The organism is Acidisoma sp. C75 (assembly GCF_054665095.1).
In genome coordinates this window covers 74312-92209 of sequence record NZ_BAAFHD010000010.1, presented here as the reverse complement: position 1 = coordinate 92209, position 17898 = coordinate 74312, and the positions used below count along the sequence as shown (strand labels likewise).

Annotated in this window: 17 protein-coding genes; 6 read left to right on the top strand and 11 right to left on the bottom strand. The window is 66.0% G+C overall.

The annotated features are described in order from the left end of the window. Positions 1-120: 120 nt before the first annotated feature. The 4 genes from ACYQ7X_RS14150 to ACYQ7X_RS14135 are packed head-to-tail and all read left to right on the top strand — an operon-like array spanning position 121 to position 5163. Positions 121-2091: a phage tail protein gene (locus ACYQ7X_RS14150; RefSeq protein ID WP_459697699.1), complete on the top strand. Its 1971-nt coding sequence runs from the start codon at positions 121-123 to the stop codon at positions 2089-2091. Beyond that, positions 2091-4172: a hypothetical protein gene (locus tag ACYQ7X_RS14145; protein WP_459697697.1), complete on the top strand. Its 2082-nt coding sequence runs from the start codon at positions 2091-2093 to the stop codon at positions 4170-4172. Before ACYQ7X_RS14150 ends, ACYQ7X_RS14145 begins: the two co-directional genes overlap by 1 nt. A gap of 55 nt (positions 4173-4227) precedes the next feature. Next, positions 4228-4686: a hypothetical protein gene (locus tag ACYQ7X_RS14140; RefSeq protein WP_459697696.1), complete on the top strand. Its 459-nt coding sequence runs from the start codon at positions 4228-4230 to the stop codon at positions 4684-4686. Positions 4687-4731: 45 nt separating this feature from the next. Continuing rightward, positions 4732-5163, top strand: coding sequence for a hypothetical protein (locus ACYQ7X_RS14135; RefSeq protein WP_459697695.1), 432 nt, complete (start codon positions 4732-4734; stop codon positions 5161-5163). Here ACYQ7X_RS14135 and ACYQ7X_RS14130 read toward each other — a convergent pair. Genes ACYQ7X_RS14130 through ACYQ7X_RS14105 form a run of 6 tightly spaced genes read right to left on the bottom strand, consistent with a single transcriptional unit; the run spans position 5132 to position 11411 of the window. Beyond that, complete coding sequence (locus ACYQ7X_RS14130; RefSeq protein WP_459697694.1) at positions 5132-5911, bottom strand: segregation and condensation protein A; 780 nt, start codon at positions 5909-5911, stop codon at positions 5132-5134. The two genes, ACYQ7X_RS14135 and ACYQ7X_RS14130, sit on opposite strands and share 32 nt — an antisense overlap. Before the next feature lies 1 nt (position 5912). Continuing rightward, on the bottom strand, positions 5913-6617 hold the full coding sequence (locus ACYQ7X_RS14125; protein WP_459697692.1) for a site-2 protease family protein: 705 nt from the start codon (positions 6615-6617) through the stop codon (positions 5913-5915). Continuing rightward, positions 6614-7606, bottom strand: a complete 993-nt coding sequence (gene nagZ / locus ACYQ7X_RS14120; protein ID WP_459697691.1) for a beta-N-acetylhexosaminidase — start codon at positions 7604-7606, stop codon at positions 6614-6616. The genes ACYQ7X_RS14125 and nagZ overlap by 4 nt, the downstream gene beginning before the upstream one ends. Before the next feature lie 5 nt (positions 7607-7611). Next, positions 7612-8466 (bottom strand): SPOR domain-containing protein, encoded by an 855-nt coding sequence (locus tag ACYQ7X_RS14115; RefSeq protein ID WP_459697690.1) that lies wholly within the window; start codon positions 8464-8466, stop codon positions 7612-7614. Further along, entirely contained in the window at positions 8467-10254 is a 1788-nt protein-coding gene (locus ACYQ7X_RS14110) for an arginine--tRNA ligase (RefSeq protein ID WP_459697797.1), read from the bottom strand. Between the two features lie 8 nt (positions 10255-10262). Next, positions 10263-11411, bottom strand: coding sequence for a deoxyguanosinetriphosphate triphosphohydrolase (locus ACYQ7X_RS14105; RefSeq protein WP_459697689.1), 1149 nt, complete (start codon positions 11409-11411; stop codon positions 10263-10265). Between the two features lie 52 nt (positions 11412-11463). Here ACYQ7X_RS14105 and ACYQ7X_RS14100 point away from each other — a divergent pair, with 52 nt between their 5' ends. Together ACYQ7X_RS14100 and ACYQ7X_RS14095 are read left to right on the top strand one after the other, a co-directional pair. Next, positions 11464-11808: a HesB/IscA family protein gene (locus ACYQ7X_RS14100; RefSeq protein ID WP_459697688.1), complete on the top strand. Its 345-nt coding sequence runs from the start codon at positions 11464-11466 to the stop codon at positions 11806-11808. Between the two features lie 18 nt (positions 11809-11826). Further along, complete coding sequence (locus tag ACYQ7X_RS14095) at positions 11827-12627, top strand: exodeoxyribonuclease III (protein ID WP_459697686.1); 801 nt, start codon at positions 11827-11829, stop codon at positions 12625-12627. Between the two features lies 1 nt (position 12628). Here the strand turns inward: ACYQ7X_RS14095 and ACYQ7X_RS14090 are convergent, their stop codons facing one another. The 5 genes from ACYQ7X_RS14090 to ACYQ7X_RS14070 all read right to left on the bottom strand — a co-directional run bounded on the left by ACYQ7X_RS14090 (position 12629) and on the right by ACYQ7X_RS14070 (position 17756). Continuing rightward, complete coding sequence (locus ACYQ7X_RS14090) at positions 12629-12943, bottom strand: DUF2218 domain-containing protein (RefSeq protein ID WP_459697685.1); 315 nt, start codon at positions 12941-12943, stop codon at positions 12629-12631. A gap of 6 nt (positions 12944-12949) precedes the next feature. Next, complete coding sequence (locus ACYQ7X_RS14085) at positions 12950-13573, bottom strand: PadR family transcriptional regulator (RefSeq protein WP_459697684.1); 624 nt, start codon at positions 13571-13573, stop codon at positions 12950-12952. Positions 13574-13640: 67 nt separating this feature from the next. Beyond that, a complete protein-coding gene (locus ACYQ7X_RS14080; protein WP_459697683.1) occupies positions 13641-14810 on the bottom strand; it encodes a benzoate/H(+) symporter BenE family transporter in 1170 nt (389 codons plus the stop codon). Beyond that, a complete protein-coding gene (locus tag ACYQ7X_RS14075) occupies positions 14785-16545 on the bottom strand; it encodes a cation:proton antiporter domain-containing protein (RefSeq protein ID WP_459697682.1) in 1761 nt (586 codons plus the stop codon). The genes ACYQ7X_RS14080 and ACYQ7X_RS14075 overlap by 26 nt, the downstream gene beginning before the upstream one ends. Positions 16546-16682: 137 nt before the next feature. Further along, positions 16683-17756 (bottom strand): LacI family DNA-binding transcriptional regulator, encoded by a 1074-nt coding sequence (locus ACYQ7X_RS14070; RefSeq protein WP_459697681.1) that lies wholly within the window; start codon positions 17754-17756, stop codon positions 16683-16685. Between the last annotated feature and the right edge of the window lie 142 nt (positions 17757-17898).

Below are 17898 nucleotides of genomic sequence, written 5' to 3'. Positions count from 1 at the left end.
GCTTATCGAAGTGGCTGCGTGGGGTTTCTAGACGCGATGAGCCCTCGACGCGCAGCCTGCGGCTAAGACCAGTCAACCAGGCGCTGCCCCGCCCCTCTCCTTCAGATTCAGAAGAGTCCCATGATCTCTCAGCAAGGTGCCCTCAACACGACAGCGCTCGTCGTGCCGGATCTCTATGTTCAACTGGTGCCGCCGAATGTGTTGCTCCTCAATGGGGTACCGAGCAATGTCATCGGGATGGTCGGCTCGGCGAGCTGGGGACCGATCGGCGAGCCGGTGGTTGTCGGCACGATGCAGGATTACGCAGCATCCTTCGGCCCCGTTTGCAATCGACTCTTCGACATGGGAACCCATGTTGCCGTAGCGGCGCAGCAAGGGGCCAACAACTTCCGCTGCGTCCGCGTCTCCGACGGAACCGAGACGACAGCGACCGCCGCTGAAAGCACCGGCTCGGTTCGCTTCCTGGCACGCTATCCGGGAACGCTCGGCAATAGCGTGACTGTGACGCTCGCGCCTGGCACTCAGGCGAACAGTTGGGCCGCGACCATCGTGCTGCCCGGTCTGCCGGCTGAGCGGTTTGACAACGTCACCGGCTCCGGCGCCGCCTTCTGGTCCAACCTGGCCGCCACCATCAACACGGGGCGCGGACAACTCTCCCGCCGCGCATCGCAGTATGTCACAGCGGTCGCCTCAACGGTCGGCGGGTCTCCAGCCGCGGGGAGCTATACGCTCGCAGGCGGCACTGACGGCGCAAGCTCGGTGACCAGCAGCAGGCTCGTCGGCACGATGTCCCCTGCGTCGGGCATGTATTCCCTCGTCGGGCAGGCTTGTTCCATCATTGATCTGTGCGACTGCACGGACCCGACCGAGTGGACCACGGTGGACGCTTTTGCGGCATCGGAAAGTGCCTATGCCATCCTCACCGGCGTTGCCGGGGAAAGCATCGCCGCCGCAACCTCAGCTAAGGCATCGGTCGGGCTGGACAGCACGGCGACCAAGCTTCTGTTCGGCGATTGGCTCTATTGGTGGGATCCAACGAACCAGACCCAGCGCCTGGTGAGCCCCCAAGGCTTTGTGGCCGGCAGACTCGCTAACCTCTCTCCCGAACAGTCGGGCCTTAACAAGCCGATGTTCGGCATTGCCGGGAGCCAGAGCGTCGGGCTTCCGGGATCGGGTCTGACCCGGAGCTACAGCAATGCGGAACTCGCCGCATTGTTCGAAAACGGAATCGACCTCGTGACGAGGCCCGGGGCGGGAGGGCAGAATTTCTGGTCTTTGCGCCTGGGGCATAACACCACGAGCAATGCGAGCACCAGTGGTGACAACTACACCCGGTTGACCAACTACATCGCGGCCACCCTCAGCGCGGGCATGGGCCTCTATGTCGGGCAGGTGATCAACTTGACGCTGATGCGGCGTATCCGCAGCACATTGCTCTCCTATCTTTCCGGCCTCCTCGGCCAGGGGATTTTGGGCAGCACCACCGGCGCTCAGCCCTTCGCTGTCTTGTGCGACCTCGTCAACAATCCGCCCAGCCGCACCGCGCTTGGCTACGTGCAGGCGGACGTTCAGGTGCAATATCAGGGGATCAACGAGAAGTTCATCATCAATCTCGATGCCGGGACCAACATCCTGGTCACCTCGACGAACAGCCAGTCGGGCAGCAGCGGAACCTCAGGTTCGAGCGGTGGCAGCACGAGCGGCGGCTCCGGCACCGGCGGCACCAGCAGCGGCGGGGGTGGCACCTCGGGCGGCACCGGCAGCGGCGGGAGCACCACCGGCGGCACGCAGACCCTCAGCTTCCAGCTGGCGCCTTCGGGTAGCTACTCGGCTGGGCAGAGCAATATCGGTGTCAATGCGGTGCTCGCGCCCGGCAGCACGACCGCCAGCATCGAATTCGGCTGGTCCAGCTCGGCCACAACTCCCCCGAGCAGCTGGACCGCCGGGGTCTATGTCAACAGCCAAGCCAACGGCGATGCGCTCTACGGTGCCTACCTGACAGCACCGACGGCCGCCGGCACCTATTACGGTTGGGTTTCGACCAGCGATGGCAAGGTGTCGGCCGTCTCCGCCGCCGTCACGGTGAGCTGATGCTGCTCGTCGCGCCCAATAAACCGCTGCTCGTGGCGCTTGGCACAACGCTTTTGACGAGCCTGGGCGGCTCCTCCGGGTCTTCCCCGCCAGCCTCCCCGCCGCCGTCCAATCTCCCGTCGCCGCTATCGATCCCAACGCTCGGCGCCTGGTGGGATGCAAGCACAGCGGCGAGTTGGAACGCGCCGGTGGCGAGCCTCGCCGATCGATCGGGCAATGCACCTCCTCTCACGCCCTACCACTATTACACCGGCAGCGGGGCCACGCCCGCCTCGCTCATCGCCACGCCGCGCCTGAATGGCCTCCTCGGCGGCATTGGCGCGCCCAGCGCCACCGCTGCCGCCTATAGCCCGACACTGGATGCCGATACCGGGCTGACGGCGCCGAACCTCAGCCTCTCCCCCGATATCGCCTGGACGCATCTCCTGGTCTGGAGCCGCCCAAACCGGAGGCAGGGCACCTATTCGGTGGATGCGAAGCCGGTATCGCTCATCACCGTCGGCGGGGTCAGCGTTCTGTCTCTATCATCGACCGGAGCAACTCTGACGCTGTTCCCAGGCGCTTCGCCGACCGTGCTCTCCACGAGCATCACCCGGCGGCATACGCATGCTCTCATCCTCCGCAATACTCCCGGCAGTGGGGTGGATGTCTGGCTCGACGGAAGCAAGCTCGGCGCGGCAATCGCCAACCCGCTGCCATCCGGCATTAGCGGCACAATCACCTTGCTGCACGACATGACCTTGCAAGGGGGGGCGCAGCTCTGGCTGCATGAGTTCGCCACCTGGCCCCGGAGCCTTCTCGATAGCGAGGTCGGGACGCTCACCACCTATCTCAGCCGCTGGACGCTCGGCCGCCGCAAAGGGGTCTCTCTTCTGGTGATTGGGCAATCGAATTCGAGCTATTTCGTCGTATCGGGCGGGGCCGCCGCCATGGCGCAGGGGCTCGCCTGGTATATGGGCGCGCTCGCCGGGAATGTCGTGTTCCAGCCTTCCGGCACCTACTTCAGCCCCGCCCGCTACACCCAAGTGAACGGGCACCCGATCTCGAATTCCACCCCGCCCTTGTTCGCCCCTGGCGCCGCCGGCGGCACGTTTCTGACCAATCCTGGCGACGGCTCTGACCCATCGACCTGGGCGCTTGGCCCCGACGGAGTTGCCCTGCAGGACTATCTGACGGGCGCCGCAGCAATTCCGCCGAGCGAAGATCTGGCCGACATCGCAGCCATGGTCTGGCCCTGGACGGAACAGGACAGCACGGCCCCCTATAGCCAGAAAGCGCTCTATGCCGGCACGGTGAAACGCCTCGCGAGCCTCACGCGCGGCATGATCGGGCGCAACGCCAGCAATCTGCCGCTGCTGATGTGGAACGCGATCCCTTACGAAACGGATGCGGGCGTGCAAATGGTGCGCGAGGCTGTCACCGACATCGGCAACGACGCGACGCAGAATCTTGCTGTTTTCGCGGCCCAGACTGCAGACAGCATCCCCCTCGGCGCCACCTACGATGCCGCGACCGGAAGTTGGAGCGGGGGCGACGCCAGCCACCGCGACGAGACGGACGAAAAGACCTTCGGGCTGCGCGGGGCGCATGTGGCAGCCCGCGCAGCCTTGGCAGCCGGATTTGCCGATACCCTGAACAGTATCCCGGCCGCGATGCCGCTTGCCGGACCGAGCATCGTCTCGGCGCAACTGCAAAGCCCGACGGAAGTGATCATAACGGTTCGGCATGACCAAGGGACTGACCTGACGCTGCCGCTGCAGGCGGCGCTCGGAGCAGGCTGGGCGGTGATGGATGGCGGTAGCGTCGCAGCACCCGGGCCGATCGTCTCGGCCACCGCGGCGCGGCGGATTGATCCGACCCACCTGTCGATCACTCTCGGCAGCGCCCTCACCCAGCCGGCCGCATCCTGCCTGCTCTTCTACCCGTACGGCTCCAACCAGATCGGCCGAGGGAACGCGGTCACCGATAACTTTTCGACCATCGGATGGCCGGCGGAGTGGGACATGGCAGGCGACCTCGGCTCCGAATGGTCGATGAGTTTTCCACTGCAGGCGACCACCTACGGAATCGCTCTCAGCTAGGGATCTCTCCATTTGAACAGAGAATATTATGACTCATCTACATGGAGATCCGAGCATGAGTGCGAGTGACTGGATCGGCGTTGCAACCGTCACCCTGACACTCTTTGCACTCTACTCTTCGGCGCTCGCCTGGCTGGTAGGGCAACATTCGAGACTGCGCAACGAGACGCGCGAAGAGTTGGAGACCATCGAAGCCCTTAATGAAAGGAGCCTGGACAAAATCCAGACGCAGGAAGCCAAGTCAAGACAAGATCTCTCGGCCACCGTTCAGACAAGCCTGCATTCTCTCCAGCAGCAGGTCAATCAGCTCCGCGAGGTAAGTGCGACCAAACCCGAACTGACCGCCGTTGAGCAGCGGCTCTCGTCCGGCCTCAACGAGTTCAAGGCCGAGGCGAGAACCGATTTCTCCAGGATCGCGCAAAAAGTCGATCGGCTGCCAGCGATCGAGGCGCACCTCGCGGCTGTCAGCCAGATGATCGAGAAGATCGCCGCGAACGTCGCCATGCGCAGTTGAGGCTGATACCGGCCGCCTATCAATCACCCACAGAAGGATGCTCCCATGGATCTCTCGCCCCTGACCAACACGACCCTCACGCTCGCTTCCGCGGTCTTTGCCGCTTGCGTGCCCGTCGTCGTCATGAAGGTGAATGCTATGTTCAAACTTAACCTGGACCAGACGCACCAGGCCGCCGTGAGCAATGCGGTGCAGACGGCCTTCGGCATCGGCCTTCAGGCGGTTGCGACCGGCGGCATCGCTTCGCTCGCCAATCCGGCGACCCGCACGGCTACCGTGGATACGATGGTGAACTACGTGAAGCAGGCAGTGCCCGAAGCGATTTCGCACCTGAACCTCTCGGACGCGGCGATCGCTGACCAGGTCTCGGCGCATCTCGCGACCGTCCTCCGCGTAACCGGTGCTGCAGCGACCGCCCCCGCGGCGCCTGCCACGGTGCCCGCGCCTACGATTGCGCTGGCCCCCGCCGCATCATAATCGGCGCGAAAAGCTCTTCCTGCCGCAACTCGAGCGCCCCCGAGCGGGCCATCTCCAAGCTTGCCAGCAATGTGCTCGCAAGCGCGACGCGACGCGCCATGGGTTCAGCTTGGGGCTCGGGCGGCAGGAAGAGCGACAGTTCCGTCCAATCCAGCGTGTGACCGATCAGCGAGCCAAGCCGGCGCAGCGCGTCTTGGACGCTCCACCACACCATCGGCCGGGGCGTGTAGCGCCGCGCCGCGCCGCTCTTCTTGATTGCGCTGATGTAGCCACGCAGCAGGCCTGGAAGATCGAGTTTGAGACCGGACCGATCAGTCTCGGTGAGATCCTCCGGGCTGCCGCGGGCGAAAAAATCGATCCCCAACTGCGGCCGCGCCGCGAGCCATTCGGCCGCGTGCCTGATGCGTTGCAACTCGACAAGGCGGGACGCCAAAGCATCCGCCAGGATTTCCGTATCGTCCTGTTCATCGACCCCTGCGGGGACGAGCAAGCGGGATTTCAGCCAGGCGAGCCAGGCGGCCATCACCAGCCAGTCCGCGGCAAGTTCCAAACGGATGCGGCGGGCGCTCTCCACGATTGCCAGATATTGATCGACCATTGCAACGATCGAGATCTGTGCCAAATCGACCTTCTGGCTTCGAGCCAGATCGAGAAGCAGGTCGAGAGGCCCCTCGAAACCTTCAAGTCGGAGGATGAGGCTATCGGCACCTGCGGGCAGGGCCGGCTCTGCTGCGGTCTCCGCTTCCATATCAGACAGATTGCCCCGCCATGGTGAAGATCAGCCGTATCGCCCAGGGAACCACCTGCCGCAGAAAACCGTTCACCGGATCGATGGGATAGCCGACGAACGAGGAGAGCGAAGGGAGCACAAAAATCGCCAGCATGACGAGCGCGATCCCCGACCGCTCGAGCCGGGCCCAGAAGCGAGCCAGGCGCAACGGCAGCATACCCACGACGATCCGACCACCATCGAGAGGCGGAATGGGCAGAAGGTTGAAGAGACAAAGGACTACGTTAGTCAGAATGAAATAGTGCAGGAACGCGGCGGCAAGAGGCTGCCAGCCCGGCGGGAGGCTCGGCAGCAGCCAAAGGCTGGCGGCGCCGAGCCAAGCCAGACCAAAATTGGTAGCGGGGCCCGCGGCTGCAACCATGGCCATTTCCTGGCGAGGATAGCGGAACCGCGCCGCCGCCACCGGCACCGGTTTTGCCCAGCCGAACATGAAGCCAATATGGCCCAGCAGAAGCATTTGGCCGAGGACCAGAACCGCAGGCACGATGATGCTGCCCGTCCGATCAAGATGGCGCAGCGGATTGAGTGTCAGCCGACCGGCTCGTTTGGCGGTATCATCCCCGAGGGCCCAGGCCGCATAGCCGTGCGCCGCCTCGTGCAGGGTGAGCGCAAGACCCGTCGCCACCACTGCCAGCGCCACATGCACTACACGATCGAGCGTCATGATCGGTCCAGCAGGCGCTGTCGGTCCGCCACGAGCATCGCGAGATCGAGGGCCGTGGCGGCAGGACGGGCCGCAGCGAGGCGATCTGGCAGTTCACGATCATCACCAACAGCTTCAAGCAGGCGCGCGTTGTTTTCGCTATCGCCCGGGCAATAGAGCGCGATGTCGCACCCCGCCGCCAGCGAAGCGCAGGCCAGATCCGCCGGCAGGCCGCGCAGCGCTTTCATCGCAAGGTCATCGGAAATCAGCAATCCGGCGAAGCCGATGCGCTCCCTGATCAATGAGCCGATAACCGTCGGCGAGAGGGTCGCGGGCCTGTCATCGTCGATCCCCTCATAGAGCATATGGGCCGTCATCAGGCAGGGCAGCCGGGGCGCCAGCGCCGCAAAAGGCGCGATGTCGGCGGCGAGGGCCGCCGTATCCGCCGCCGCACGGGGAAGTTCGTGATGGCTATCGACGTGCGCGCGGCCATGCCCCGGGGCATGCTTGCCAACCGCGATGACGCCGGCGGCCGCCAACCCCTCGGCCATCGCACCAGCTAATTGCGCGACTGTTGCGGGGTCGCTGCCGAAGCTGCGATCCCCCACCACATCGCTCTGCCCGGCAAGCCGGAGATCGAGCACGGGCGCTGCCACCATATCGAAGCCGCTCACGCGGCACTCCGCGCCGATGGCCGCACCGTGCAGCCAGGCGGCGCGAAGCCCCGCCTCCGGATCCCGCGCATAAAGTGCGCCGATCATCCCGGCCGAGGGATGCGCCGCCCAGTCTGGCGGCCTGAGACGCGCAACCCGGCCGCCTTCCTGATCCACCATCATCACCGCCTCAGCCGGCAGGACATCGCGGAGCGCACCCACGAGCGCCGCCAGTTGCAGGCGGCTCATGATGTTACGGCCGAACAGGATGACGCCTGCCGGCGCATGGCGGCGGAAGAGCGCCGCTTCCTCCGCCAGGAGTTGCGTGCCCGAGATGCCGAGGATGGCCGGCTTCATCGCGATCAGAAGGCCGCTATCGTACAGGCGCCGCCATGCGCGTGAACATTCTCGCAGAAAGCCTTGGCGGCCGCCGTCGAGTCAAACCCGCCGAGCCTGACCCGCCAGAAGGTCCGCCCATCGACCTGCGCCTCCACGAAAATGGGATGCCGGCCGGCAAAAAGCCCAGGCATCCGGCGGCTGATATGTTCCCAAGCCCGCTCAGCCGCCGCCTTGCTGTCAAGCGCTGCGAGTTGGACCTTCACCGGGCCGGCATGGCTGGCCGGCGGGTGATACTCCTGTGCCAGATTATGTACCTTCGCCGTTTCATGGGAGGGCGGCGGCACAGCGATGGCGGTCTGGCGTGACTGTGAGGGGGCTGCGTGCTCGGGCACTGAAGGAACGGAAACGGCGGCTGCGGGCGGTGGCGTCGAAGCATTCCCGCCCGCGGCCCCTGCCGCCGCAGAAGACGCCGGCAGGGCAGAAGAGCCGAGGGTTGCCGAACTGGCCGGCGATGACGGCGGGCTGGGCGGCTGCTCCTGATGAGCCTCCGCGGCGAGCGCGCTCGGGTCAGGCATCTCGGGCGCCGGAGCAAGGCTCATACTCTGCCCCGAACCGCCGGTCGGCAGCGCGCCGGTCGGCGTTTGGATTGCGAGCCCGCCCGGATTTTGAGGCTTTTCCTTAACTGGCGTGGCCGGCGCCTGAACGACGGGAACGCTGCCCGACCCTGATCCCGCCACCACGACGTAGCCGACGATGCAGACGAGCAGCGCGACCCCGGCGGCAGCGCCGATCAGGACCATGCGCTTCATGTCTTCCGCCCGCCGCTCCGCCGTCGAGCGATAGCCAGGCGGAGGAATCCGGATTTCGTCGTCCATCATTCAGCGCATTTCCTCTGCGGGCGTCACCCCGAGCACGCGAAGCCCGGAGCGGAGAACTGTCACGGTCGCCGAAACCAAAGCCAGCCGCGCGAGCGTTCCGCTCCGATCGTCTGCCTGAAGGAATCGGAGCGTCGAGTCGTCCCGCCCGCGGTTCCATAGCATATGAAATTCGCTTGCCAGATCATACAAGAAGAAGGCGACGCGATGAGGCTCCCGCGCAAGGGCGGCACCTTCGACGAGCCTCGGCCAGTTGATCAAGGCCCTGATCAGGGCAAGCTCCTGGGGATCGTCGATCACCGAGAGGTCGGCCTCAGCGAGCGACGCCGGAGCGACGGCCGCACTGCCGAGTGCCGCTTCGGCCGCACGTAGCACGCTGCAGCACCGGGCATGAGCATACTGAACGTAGAAGACCGGATTTTCCCGGGTCTGCGCCACCGCCTGATCCAGGTCGAATTCCATCTGCGCGTCGGACTTACGCATCAGCATCGTAAAGCGGACCGCATCCCGGCCCACCTCATCGAGCAGATCCCTGAGCGTGACGAAGGTTCCGGCACGCTTCGACATGCGCATCGGCTGGCCACCGCGCATGACATGCACGATCTGACACAGCACGATTTCGAGCGGCACACGATCAGCGGACAAGGCCCTGACCACCGCCTTCATGCGCGAGACGTAACCTCCATGATCCGCGCCGAGGATATCGATCAGAACGTCGGCGCCGCGGGCGATCTTGTCCGCATGATAGGCGATATCATTGGCGAAATAGGTGTTTGTACCGTCTGACTTGCGTAGCGGCCGATCGACGTCATCACCGAATGCCGTGGCGCGGAACAGGGTTTGCGGCCGCGGCTCCCAATCATCCGGCAGCTTGCCCTTGGGCGGTTCCAGAACGCCCTGATAGATCAGCCCTTTCTCCGCCAGCTCCGCAATGACCCGGTCAGCCGCGCCCGCCGCCAACAAGGCGGCTTCAGAAGAAAAGACGTCTTGATGGACGCCGAGCAGGGCGAGATCCTCGCGAATCGAGTCCATCATCATGCTCAGCGCAGTATCGCGCACCGGGACGAACCATAGGCTCGGATCCGCAATCGCGAGGCCGGGCGCGGCGAGGCCGGCGCCATGGGTACGGAACAAGGCTTCGCCGACCGGGATGAGATAGTCTCCCCGATATTGCAGCCCGTTCGGCGCGCGCGCCTCGAACGCCTCCGGGGTGATCGTGCTGCCGGCAGCCTGCAGGTAGCGCCAATAGGCAGCCCAGGCGAGTGCCTGCACCTGCCCGCCGGCATCGTTGATGTAATATTCGGTGGTAACGTCAAAGCCGGCCTTGGCCAGAAGGGCGGCCAGGGCATCGCCGACGACCGCGCCGCGGCAGTGCCCGATATGCATCGGCCCCGTCGGGTTGGCCGAGACGTATTCGACATTGACCCGCACACCCCCACCGATCCGGCTATCGCCATAGCCTTCGCCGGCGCCGAGGATCGTCGGGATTTGTCCTGTGAGCGCTGCCCGCGTGAGGCGCAGGTTGACGAAACCCGGCCCCGCCGGCTCTGCGCTCGCCAGCAGCGGCAGGTCTGCCAGGGCCTGTGCCAGTTGCGCTGCCAGCAGACGCGGATTTTGGCCGGCTGGTTTCGCGGCGACCATCGCGGCATTGGTGGCCATATCGCCATGCTCGGGATCGCGGGTCGGGGTCACTTCCACGCGGGCAAGGACGGCATCCGGAAGATCGGGCACCAACGCGCGCAGCGCCGCCACCACATGGTCTCGTAGATCGGCAAAGAGATTCTGGCTCATGCGGCGTATCAGCCCGGAACGCCCGGGTCGGTCAACCGGCGAAATTCTTCCCGCGCATAGCGATCGGTCATGCCGGCTATGTAGTCCCGCACCGTCTCGGCCGCATTCTGGCTCTGCGCCGCGCCTGCCGCCTCCCCCCACTCTTCCGGCAGAAGATTAGGCTCTTCTACCAGCAGTGCGGCGAGCGCGGCCGTCAGCTTGCGCGCTTTGGAGGCGGCCCGCTCCACCCGCCAGTGGCGGTACATCCGGGCGAACAAGAACCTCTTGATGGCGCGATTGGCGCCGGCCATGTCCGCGCTGAACGCGATGACGGGGCTGCCGGCATGCCGGATATCCCCGGCCGAGCCCGGCGCCAAGGCGCCCAGGCGGCACGCGCTCTCGGCAATGACATCGCGAATGAGCCGATCGAGCACGCGGCGGATCGTCTCATGCCGGAGGCGTGCCTCGGGCAGTCCGGAATGGGCCCGCCGCACCTCACCCAGGCATTCCCGAAGCAGCGGCAGATCGGCCGCCTCGTCGATGGTAAACAAGCGCGCGCGAAGCCCGTCGTCCAGATCATGGCTATGATAGGCGATGTCGTCCGCGAGCGCGGCGACCTGCGCTTCGGCGCTCGCGAAACTCTCCAGATCAAGCGAGTGCCTGGCATCATAGGCCGCGACATAACCGGCCGGGCGCGCGATCGGGCCATTATGCTTGACCAGCCCCTCAAGCGTTTCCCAGGTGAGGTTGAGGCCGTCGAAGCCGGCGTACCGGCGTTCCAACAGCGTCACCACGCGCAGGCTCTGCGCGTTATGGTCAAACCCGCCATAAGCCTGCAGGGCGCCGTTGAGCCCTGCTTCGCCCGCATGGCCGAACGGCGGATGGCCGAGATCATGCGCCAGCGCGAGGGCTTCCGTCAGATCGTCATCAAGGCGCAGGGCGCGGGCGATGGCGCGGGCAATCTGCGCCACTTCCAGGCTGTGGGTGAGGCGCGTGCGGTAGAAATCGCCCTCGTGATTGACGAAAACCTGGGTCTTGTACTGCAGTTTGCGGAAAGCGGTGGAGTGAATCACACGATCCCGATCCCGCTGGAAAGGGCTGCGGGACGCACTTTCCGGTTCGGCGATCAGCCGGCCGCGCGCGTGCTCCACGCGGACGGCATAAGGGGCAAGCTCCATGGCGGCTATCGGGGCCCTTCAACCTGCTGCGGCGAGGGGGTATATTTACCCCATGAGCACCATTCCGTCGAACTTCGGCCTCACCGAGCGGGCCGCGGCCCGTATTTCCGAGATCCTCGCGGCACAGCCGGCCCCTGCGGCCCTGCGGGTCGCGGTGCTGGCCGGAGGCTGCAGCGGCTTCCAGTACAAGTTCGACCTGGATGCTGGAGCGCCCGCCCCCGAAGACCTCGTGATCGAGCGGGCCGGCGCGCGCGTCCTCGTCGATCCCAGCAGCCTCGAACTTCTGGGCGGTGCGGAACTCGATTACGCGGATGCCCTCATGGGGGCCCATTTTGCCATCCGCAACCCGAACGCGACGGCATCCTGCGGCTGCGGCTCCAGCTTCTCGATCGACTGATCCACAAAGGCATCGCGCGTGCGCATCGCCAGCTGGAACGTCAACTCGATCCGCGTGCGTCAGACCCATCTGAAGCAATGGCTCGAACGCGTGCGGCCCGATATCGTGGTGCTACAGGAAATCAAATGCGAGGAACCCGCGTTTCCACGCACGGTCTTCGCCGAACTCGGCTACCAAGCCGAGGTGGTCGGCCAGAAATCCTATAACGGGGTGGCCGCGCTTTCTCACAAGACCATCAGCGTGCGCCATCGGGCTCTGCCGGGGCTGCCGCCCGAAGACGGGCAAGCGCGCTATATCGAGGTCGAGACTGAAGGGCTGACGGTGATCGGCATCTATCTGCCGAACGGCAATTCAGGCGGAGAGGCCGGCTTCGCCTACAAGCTGCGCTGGATGGATCTGCTCTGCGAGCGGGCCGAAACCCTGCTCCGGCAGGAGCAGGATTTCGTCATCACCGGCGATTTCAACGTCTGCCCGACGCGTTTGGATTTCGCTCCCGGCGCGCTCGGGCCTGATGATGCCCTGTTGCGCCCGGAAAGCCGCGCCCGCTACCGCCGGCTTATCCATGCAGGCCTCACGGATGCCGTGCGAGACCTGCACCGAGATTCCGCCGCCTATACTTTCTGGGACTACCAGGCCGGTTGCTGGGAACGCGACCGCGGGTTGCGTATCGATTTCGCGCTGCTCTCCCCTCGCCTCGCCGAGCTCCTGGTCGCCGCGGCTCCCGACAAGGCCGAGCGAGGCGCGCCCCAGCCTTCAGACCATGTGCCGATCGTCATCGATCTGGACTGGAACCGCCCGGCTGAAATCCCCGCGCTCTGAGCTAAACGGCGCGCCATGGGAGGGCGGCAGCTTCCTTCTCCGTCAAATCCCGGAAGGCGAAGCGTTGCAGGTGGCGGATAACGACGCCCTCAAGCGTACGGAGCCGCGCCTCGTCCTCCGCCGTGATGCGGATCAGCAAATGATCCAGCCCAGCCTGCAGCGCGCAGCGCCCGCCTTCGAACGCTATTTCCCCATCATGCTCGTTCAGCGTCACCGAGAGCCGGTGCGACCAGTGCTTGCAGAGCTGCGTCATATACCGGGCCGCGAGCGGGGTTTCCCACCGGCATTCCGCGGCAACCTCATCTTGCCTGTCCATCTGGCGCTACGCCTTCTCGATCGCGCGGGCAGCCTGATCCAGGGCGTCGGCGATGGCATCCACTTCGGCCGCGGAAAGTCCACCCCGGCCGAGGCGCAGCCGCATCGCGGTCTTGAGATTTTCAACCGCGCGCAGGATTTGCGGCGGCCGCCCGGCCTCGGCTGAGGCGGAAGCACGCTCGATCCGCGCGAAGATCGCCTCCACCAGCGGCTTGTTCTCACTCAGATACGCCGCCCCCTCGGGCGTGATGCTGTAGAGCTTCCGCCCCGCCTCCGTTTCGCTGACCGTCGCGTAGCCTAGCTCGCTGAGCAGCGTCAGCGTCGGGTAAATCACCCCGGGGCTCGGGCTATACCCGCCGCCGAGGCGATCTTCGATAGCCTTGATCACCTCGTAACCGTGGCGCGGCGCCTCGGCGATGAGAGCCAGAATGACAAGGCGGAGCTGCCCCTGCTCGAAGAAGCGGCCTCGGCCGCGTCCGTCACCGAAACCGCCCTCCTTGAAAAATGCGTGGCGGCCGTGGCGCCCATGATGGCGCCCCCCTGGGCCATGCCCTTCAGGCCCCAGCGCCTCGTCCCGCGCAAAGCGGCGGGCCCAGCCCTCCTCGCAACGATGCCTATGATGTCCGAACATGTCGTCTCCTTCTCGCTCGACACGCTCAAGATATATCTCATTTGCCCTGAGTCAAGATATATCTAAGTCATGTTCTTTTGTATCTTTGGACGCTGAGCACCGCACCGCCGCCGAGCAGCCCCCAGAAGGCTCCCCCGATGCCCCAGAGATGCAGCCCGGATGCGGCGAGCAGGAATGTCACCATCGCCGCATCCCGTTCGCCCGGTTCAGCCGTGGCGCCTGCAAGGCTGCTCGCCAGCGCGCCGAAGAGTGCAATCCCCGCCACGGCCTTGATCAGAACTGGCGAGGAGAGGGCGATGAAGGTCGTCACCAATCCCGAGAACAGGCCGATGACGAGATAGGTGAGGCTCGCGACCGCCGCTGCCCACCAGCGGCGATGCGGGTCCGGATGCGCATCCGCCCCGGCGCACATAGCGGCGGTGATCGCGGCGAGGTTGAGGGGAATGCCTCCCAAGGGGGCCGCCATCATGCTGGCAAGGCCAGTCAGGGCCAGCAGGGGCGCATGCCGCGGCCGGTAGCCGTGGATGTTCAAGACCGCGAAGCCCGGAATATTCTGCCCGGCCATGGTGACGACGAAGAGCGGAACGGCAAGGCTCATGATCGTCGCCGCCGAGAAGCGCGGCCAGATCCAGACCGGGCTGAGCCGCAGGGAGAGAGCCCCGCCGCCGTGCAGATCGAGCGCCGCCAGCCCGACGGCGCAGACCACGGCCGCCGGCACAGCGAGCGCCTTCCGCAACCGGCCGACCGCGGCCCAGACCGCCAGCACCGCGATGATGGCGAGCGGCTGTTCCCGCAGGCCGAGCACAGGCGCGAGGCAGAGTTCGAACACGATCCCTGCCAGCATGGCGCTGGCGAGAGAGCGCGGAATGGCGCCGACGAGGCGGCTCATCGCCGGCCACAAGCCAGCCAGCACGATGAAGGCGCCGCAGACGAGAAACGCCCCGACCGTATAGGCGAAGCCGCCGTGGATGGAGGGGGTGCTGATGAGCAGGGCCGCGCCGGGGGTGGTCCAGGCGATGAGGATGGGCATGCGCGTGTAGAGGCTGACGCCGATGCCGAACAGCCCGCAAACGATCAAGAGGGCGAGCAGGCCGGAGGCCGCCTCCGCCGGGCTCGCGCCGGCGACCCGCACACCTTGCAGAATGACGGCGAAGGAGGAAGCGAAGCCCACGAAGGCTGCGAGAATCCCGGCGGAAGCCGCCTGCCAGGAACTATCGGACCGTATCGAAGCCAGCATTCTCGCTCTCATCATCCATGCGCCGCCCGACCGCGGCCGCACCCTCTTGCGGGCCCTGGGCGCGCAGCCGGCTCTCGGCGTGCTGCAGCATCCGCCGCGCGATCTCGTCCTCGCCCATGATGACGATCTCCGCCCCTAGGTGAGCGAGATGCGTCACCACCTCGTCGGAATGGGCGCGCGCTATCACCGCCGCACTCGGGCGCACCGCGCGGGCCTGCGCCACGATCTGCCCTGCCTCGAAGGCATTCGGGATGGCGATGAGCACCAGGCGGGCGGCCTCCAGATTGGCGGCCTCCAAGACCCTGGGTTCAGCCGCATTGCCGAGGATGACCGCGCCCCCTTGCTCCGCATGATCATGGGCGGCACCCTCGGCCAGCTCGATCACCAGGAACGGCTGGCCGGCCGCCCGCAAGCCCGCCGCTAGCCGGCGCCCCACCCGCCCATAGCCGATGAGGATGACGTGATCGGCGAGCGCCGTCCGCCGCAATGGCGGCTTGGTGGTATCGGCTACTGAATCGGCACGGATGCCGTCGAGCCGGTCGATGCGGTGCCGGTAGTGGCGCAGCAGGTAAAGCAGGAAGGGGTTCAGCACGATCGAGATGATCGAGGCGGCGAGCACGAGATCGCGAATATCCTGACCGATGAGGCGCAGATCAAGCGCGAGGGCCGCGAGCACGAAGGAGAATTCGCCGATCTGGGCGACGCCTGCGGCGATCGTCAGTGCTGTGATCCAGGAGCGGCCCATCGCCCGCAGCAGCAGAAGCGCCGTGCCCGGCGTGACGACCAGGATCACCAGCAACAGGCCCAGCAACCGCCACGGCTCGCGCGCGATAACCTCAGGGTCGAGCAGCATGCCGACCGAGATGAAGAACAGAACCGCGAAAGCGTCGCGCAGCGGCAGCGTCTCCTCGGCGGCGCGCAGGCTGAGCTGCGATTCGCTCAGCACCATGCCGGCAACGAAGGCGCCGAGCGCGAAGGATACGCCGAAGAGATGCGTCGCCACGAAAGCGACGCCGAGGGCGACCGCCAGCACCGCCAGGCGAAAGAGCTCGCGCGACCCGGTATGGGCCACATGATGCAGCAGCAGCGGGATCACCCGCCGCCCGACCAGCAGCATGAGCGCGACAAAGGCGACAACCTTCCCGATCGTCTCGGCGATGAGCAGCAGCAATGCACCGAAGGCGGGAACGGCGCCGCCATGCGCCCCCCCTAGCAGAGGGGCGAAGATTGGCAGCAGCACGAGCACCAGCACCGTGAGCAGATCCTGGCTGACCAGCCAGCCGATGGCGATGCGCCCAGCTTCGCTCTCCATCATGCGCCGTTCCTGAAACCCCCGCGTCAGCACCACCGTGCTCGCGATGCTGATCGTCAGCCCAAGCGCCAAGCCACCGCCCCAGGAGAGGCCGAACAGCAGGCCGAGACCGAGGCCCGCTAACACCGAGACGAGCATTTGCAGGATGGCGCCAGGCACCACGATCGCCCGCACCGACACCAGGTCTTTCAACGAAAAATGCAGCCCGACGCCGAACATGAGCAGGATGACCCCGACCTCCGCCAGTTCCAGCGCAAGCACCGGGTCTGCGTTGAAGCCGGGCGTGAAGGGGCCGACCACGACGCCCGCCAGCAGATAGCCGACGAGCGGGGAGGTGCGGAGCTTGACCGCGACGAAACCGAGCGCGAAGGCCAGGCCGAGGCCGATGACCAGGAGCGCGATGAGGGGATTGTCGTGCGGCATCGGCCATACCTCTGGGGGAGCGGGCCATCTAACCATGCCCTGCCCGCCCGGTCACCGGGTGGCGCCGGCGGCTCCGCGCCCCAAGAGCGGCGTGCAACAAGCCAGGCTTCCGCCAGAGGCGACCGGCTGCGCCTGAACTAGCGCGGAGGCGCCACCGACCCGCGGATCACGAGTTTCACGTCGCATTCGGCGCAAGTCGCGCCGCCGGCCCCGCCTAGCCGCGGATCGATGAGTCGGAGCAGGAGATCGCAGGCATAGCGGCCAAGCGTTTCTGCCTGCTGATCGACCGAGGTGAGGCCCGGATAGGCATAGCGCGCGGCATCGATGTCATCGAAGCCGCAGATGCTGACATCCTCCGGCACGCCCAATCCGTTTTCGCGGCAATAGAGCATCGCGCCGAGCGCCATGAGATCATTGGCGCAGATGAGCGCGGTCGGCCGCGTCGCCGCGGGGCCGGAGAGAAGGGCGCGCGCCGCCTCGAAGCCCGAACCGCGGCCATAATCGCCCGCCACCACCGGAATTGCATCGGGATCGAGTCCGGCGGCCGCCGCCGCCGCCCGGTAGCCCTTCAGCCGCTCCCCCGAACTCCAAAGCTCAGCCGGGCCGCCGATGATCGCCAGCCGGCGATGGCCTTGGCTGAGGACATGCTCGGCCACCAGCCGCGCCCCTTCCCGGTTCTTGGAGACGATCGAGGGCGCGTCGAGGCCCGGCAGTTTCTCATCGACCAGAACCACGCTCTTCTGCCGGATCAGTTCGAGCAGTGCCGGGGTGGGCATGCCAGTTCCGCTCATGAAGATCAGCCCGTCCAGCCGCCGGGCGCGGACCACCTGGGTGAAGAAGGCCTCGCGCTGCGGCATGGCATGGGTGACGCAGAGTACGACGAGGATATCCTGCGCCTGGGCCGCATCATGCACCCCCGCGGCGATGGCGGCGAAATAGGGATTGCGCAGATCCGGCGCGATCAGCCCGATCGACCGCGCGCGCCCAGCCTTGAGATTGCGCGCCATGAGGTTCGGCTCATAGCGCAGCAGGCGGATCGCCTCCGCCACGCGCAACCGCGTTTCGGCCGATACTTGCCCGGTCTGGTTGATCACATAACTGACGGTGCTTACCGCTACACCGGCAGCGCGTGCGACATCCCGGATCGTGGGTGCCTTTTGCGGCGGCTCCGCATCATTGGCGTGCAGAGGGGGCAGACGAGACTCATCCAAATCTTTCCCCTTCATCACTGAAAGCCCTGCGCCAGGCAGGTCGCCAGACTCGTCGGAAGACAGAGATGAATGGTCGGCTCAAGCGTCATAGATGCTTGATAAAGCACTCGCGGAGCGCGCTGCCACTGTAAAACGAAGGCGT

Bases quoted from the DNA above. Each gene is read 5' to 3' on its own strand.
- ACYQ7X_RS14150 (WP_459697699.1), top strand. From the start codon at position 121: ATGATCTCTCAGCAAGGTGCCCTCAACACGACAGCGCTCGTCGTGCCG.
- ACYQ7X_RS14145 (WP_459697697.1), top strand. From the start codon at position 2,091: ATGCTGCTCGTCGCGCCCAATAAACCGCTGCTCGTGGCGCTTGGCACA.
- ACYQ7X_RS14140 (WP_459697696.1), top strand. From the start codon at position 4,228: ATGAGTGCGAGTGACTGGATCGGCGTTGCAACCGTCACCCTGACACTC.
- ACYQ7X_RS14135 (WP_459697695.1), top strand. From the start codon at position 4,732: ATGGATCTCTCGCCCCTGACCAACACGACCCTCACGCTCGCTTCCGCG.
- ACYQ7X_RS14130 (WP_459697694.1), bottom strand. From the start codon at position 5,911: ATGGAAGCGGAGACCGCAGCAGAGCCGGCCCTGCCCGCAGGTGCCGAT.
- ACYQ7X_RS14125 (WP_459697692.1), bottom strand. From the start codon at position 6,617: ATGACGCTCGATCGTGTAGTGCATGTGGCGCTGGCAGTGGTGGCGACG.
- nagZ (WP_459697691.1), bottom strand. From the start codon at position 7,606: ATGAAGCCGGCCATCCTCGGCATCTCGGGCACGCAACTCCTGGCGGAG.
- ACYQ7X_RS14115 (WP_459697690.1), bottom strand. From the start codon at position 8,466: ATGATGGACGACGAAATCCGGATTCCTCCGCCTGGCTATCGCTCGACG.
- ACYQ7X_RS14110 (WP_459697797.1), bottom strand. From the start codon at position 10,254: ATGAGCCAGAATCTCTTTGCCGATCTACGAGACCATGTGGTGGCGGCG.
- ACYQ7X_RS14105 (WP_459697689.1), bottom strand. From the start codon at position 11,411: ATGGAGCTTGCCCCTTATGCCGTCCGCGTGGAGCACGCGCGCGGCCGG.
- ACYQ7X_RS14100 (WP_459697688.1), top strand. From the start codon at position 11,464: ATGAGCACCATTCCGTCGAACTTCGGCCTCACCGAGCGGGCCGCGGCC.
- ACYQ7X_RS14090 (WP_459697685.1), bottom strand. From the start codon at position 12,943: ATGGACAGGCAAGATGAGGTTGCCGCGGAATGCCGGTGGGAAACCCCG.
- ACYQ7X_RS14085 (WP_459697684.1), bottom strand. From the start codon at position 13,573: ATGTTCGGACATCATAGGCATCGTTGCGAGGAGGGCTGGGCCCGCCGC.
- ACYQ7X_RS14080 (WP_459697683.1), bottom strand. From the start codon at position 14,810: ATGCTGGCTTCGATACGGTCCGATAGTTCCTGGCAGGCGGCTTCCGCC.
- ACYQ7X_RS14075 (WP_459697682.1), bottom strand. From the start codon at position 16,545: ATGCCGCACGACAATCCCCTCATCGCGCTCCTGGTCATCGGCCTCGGC.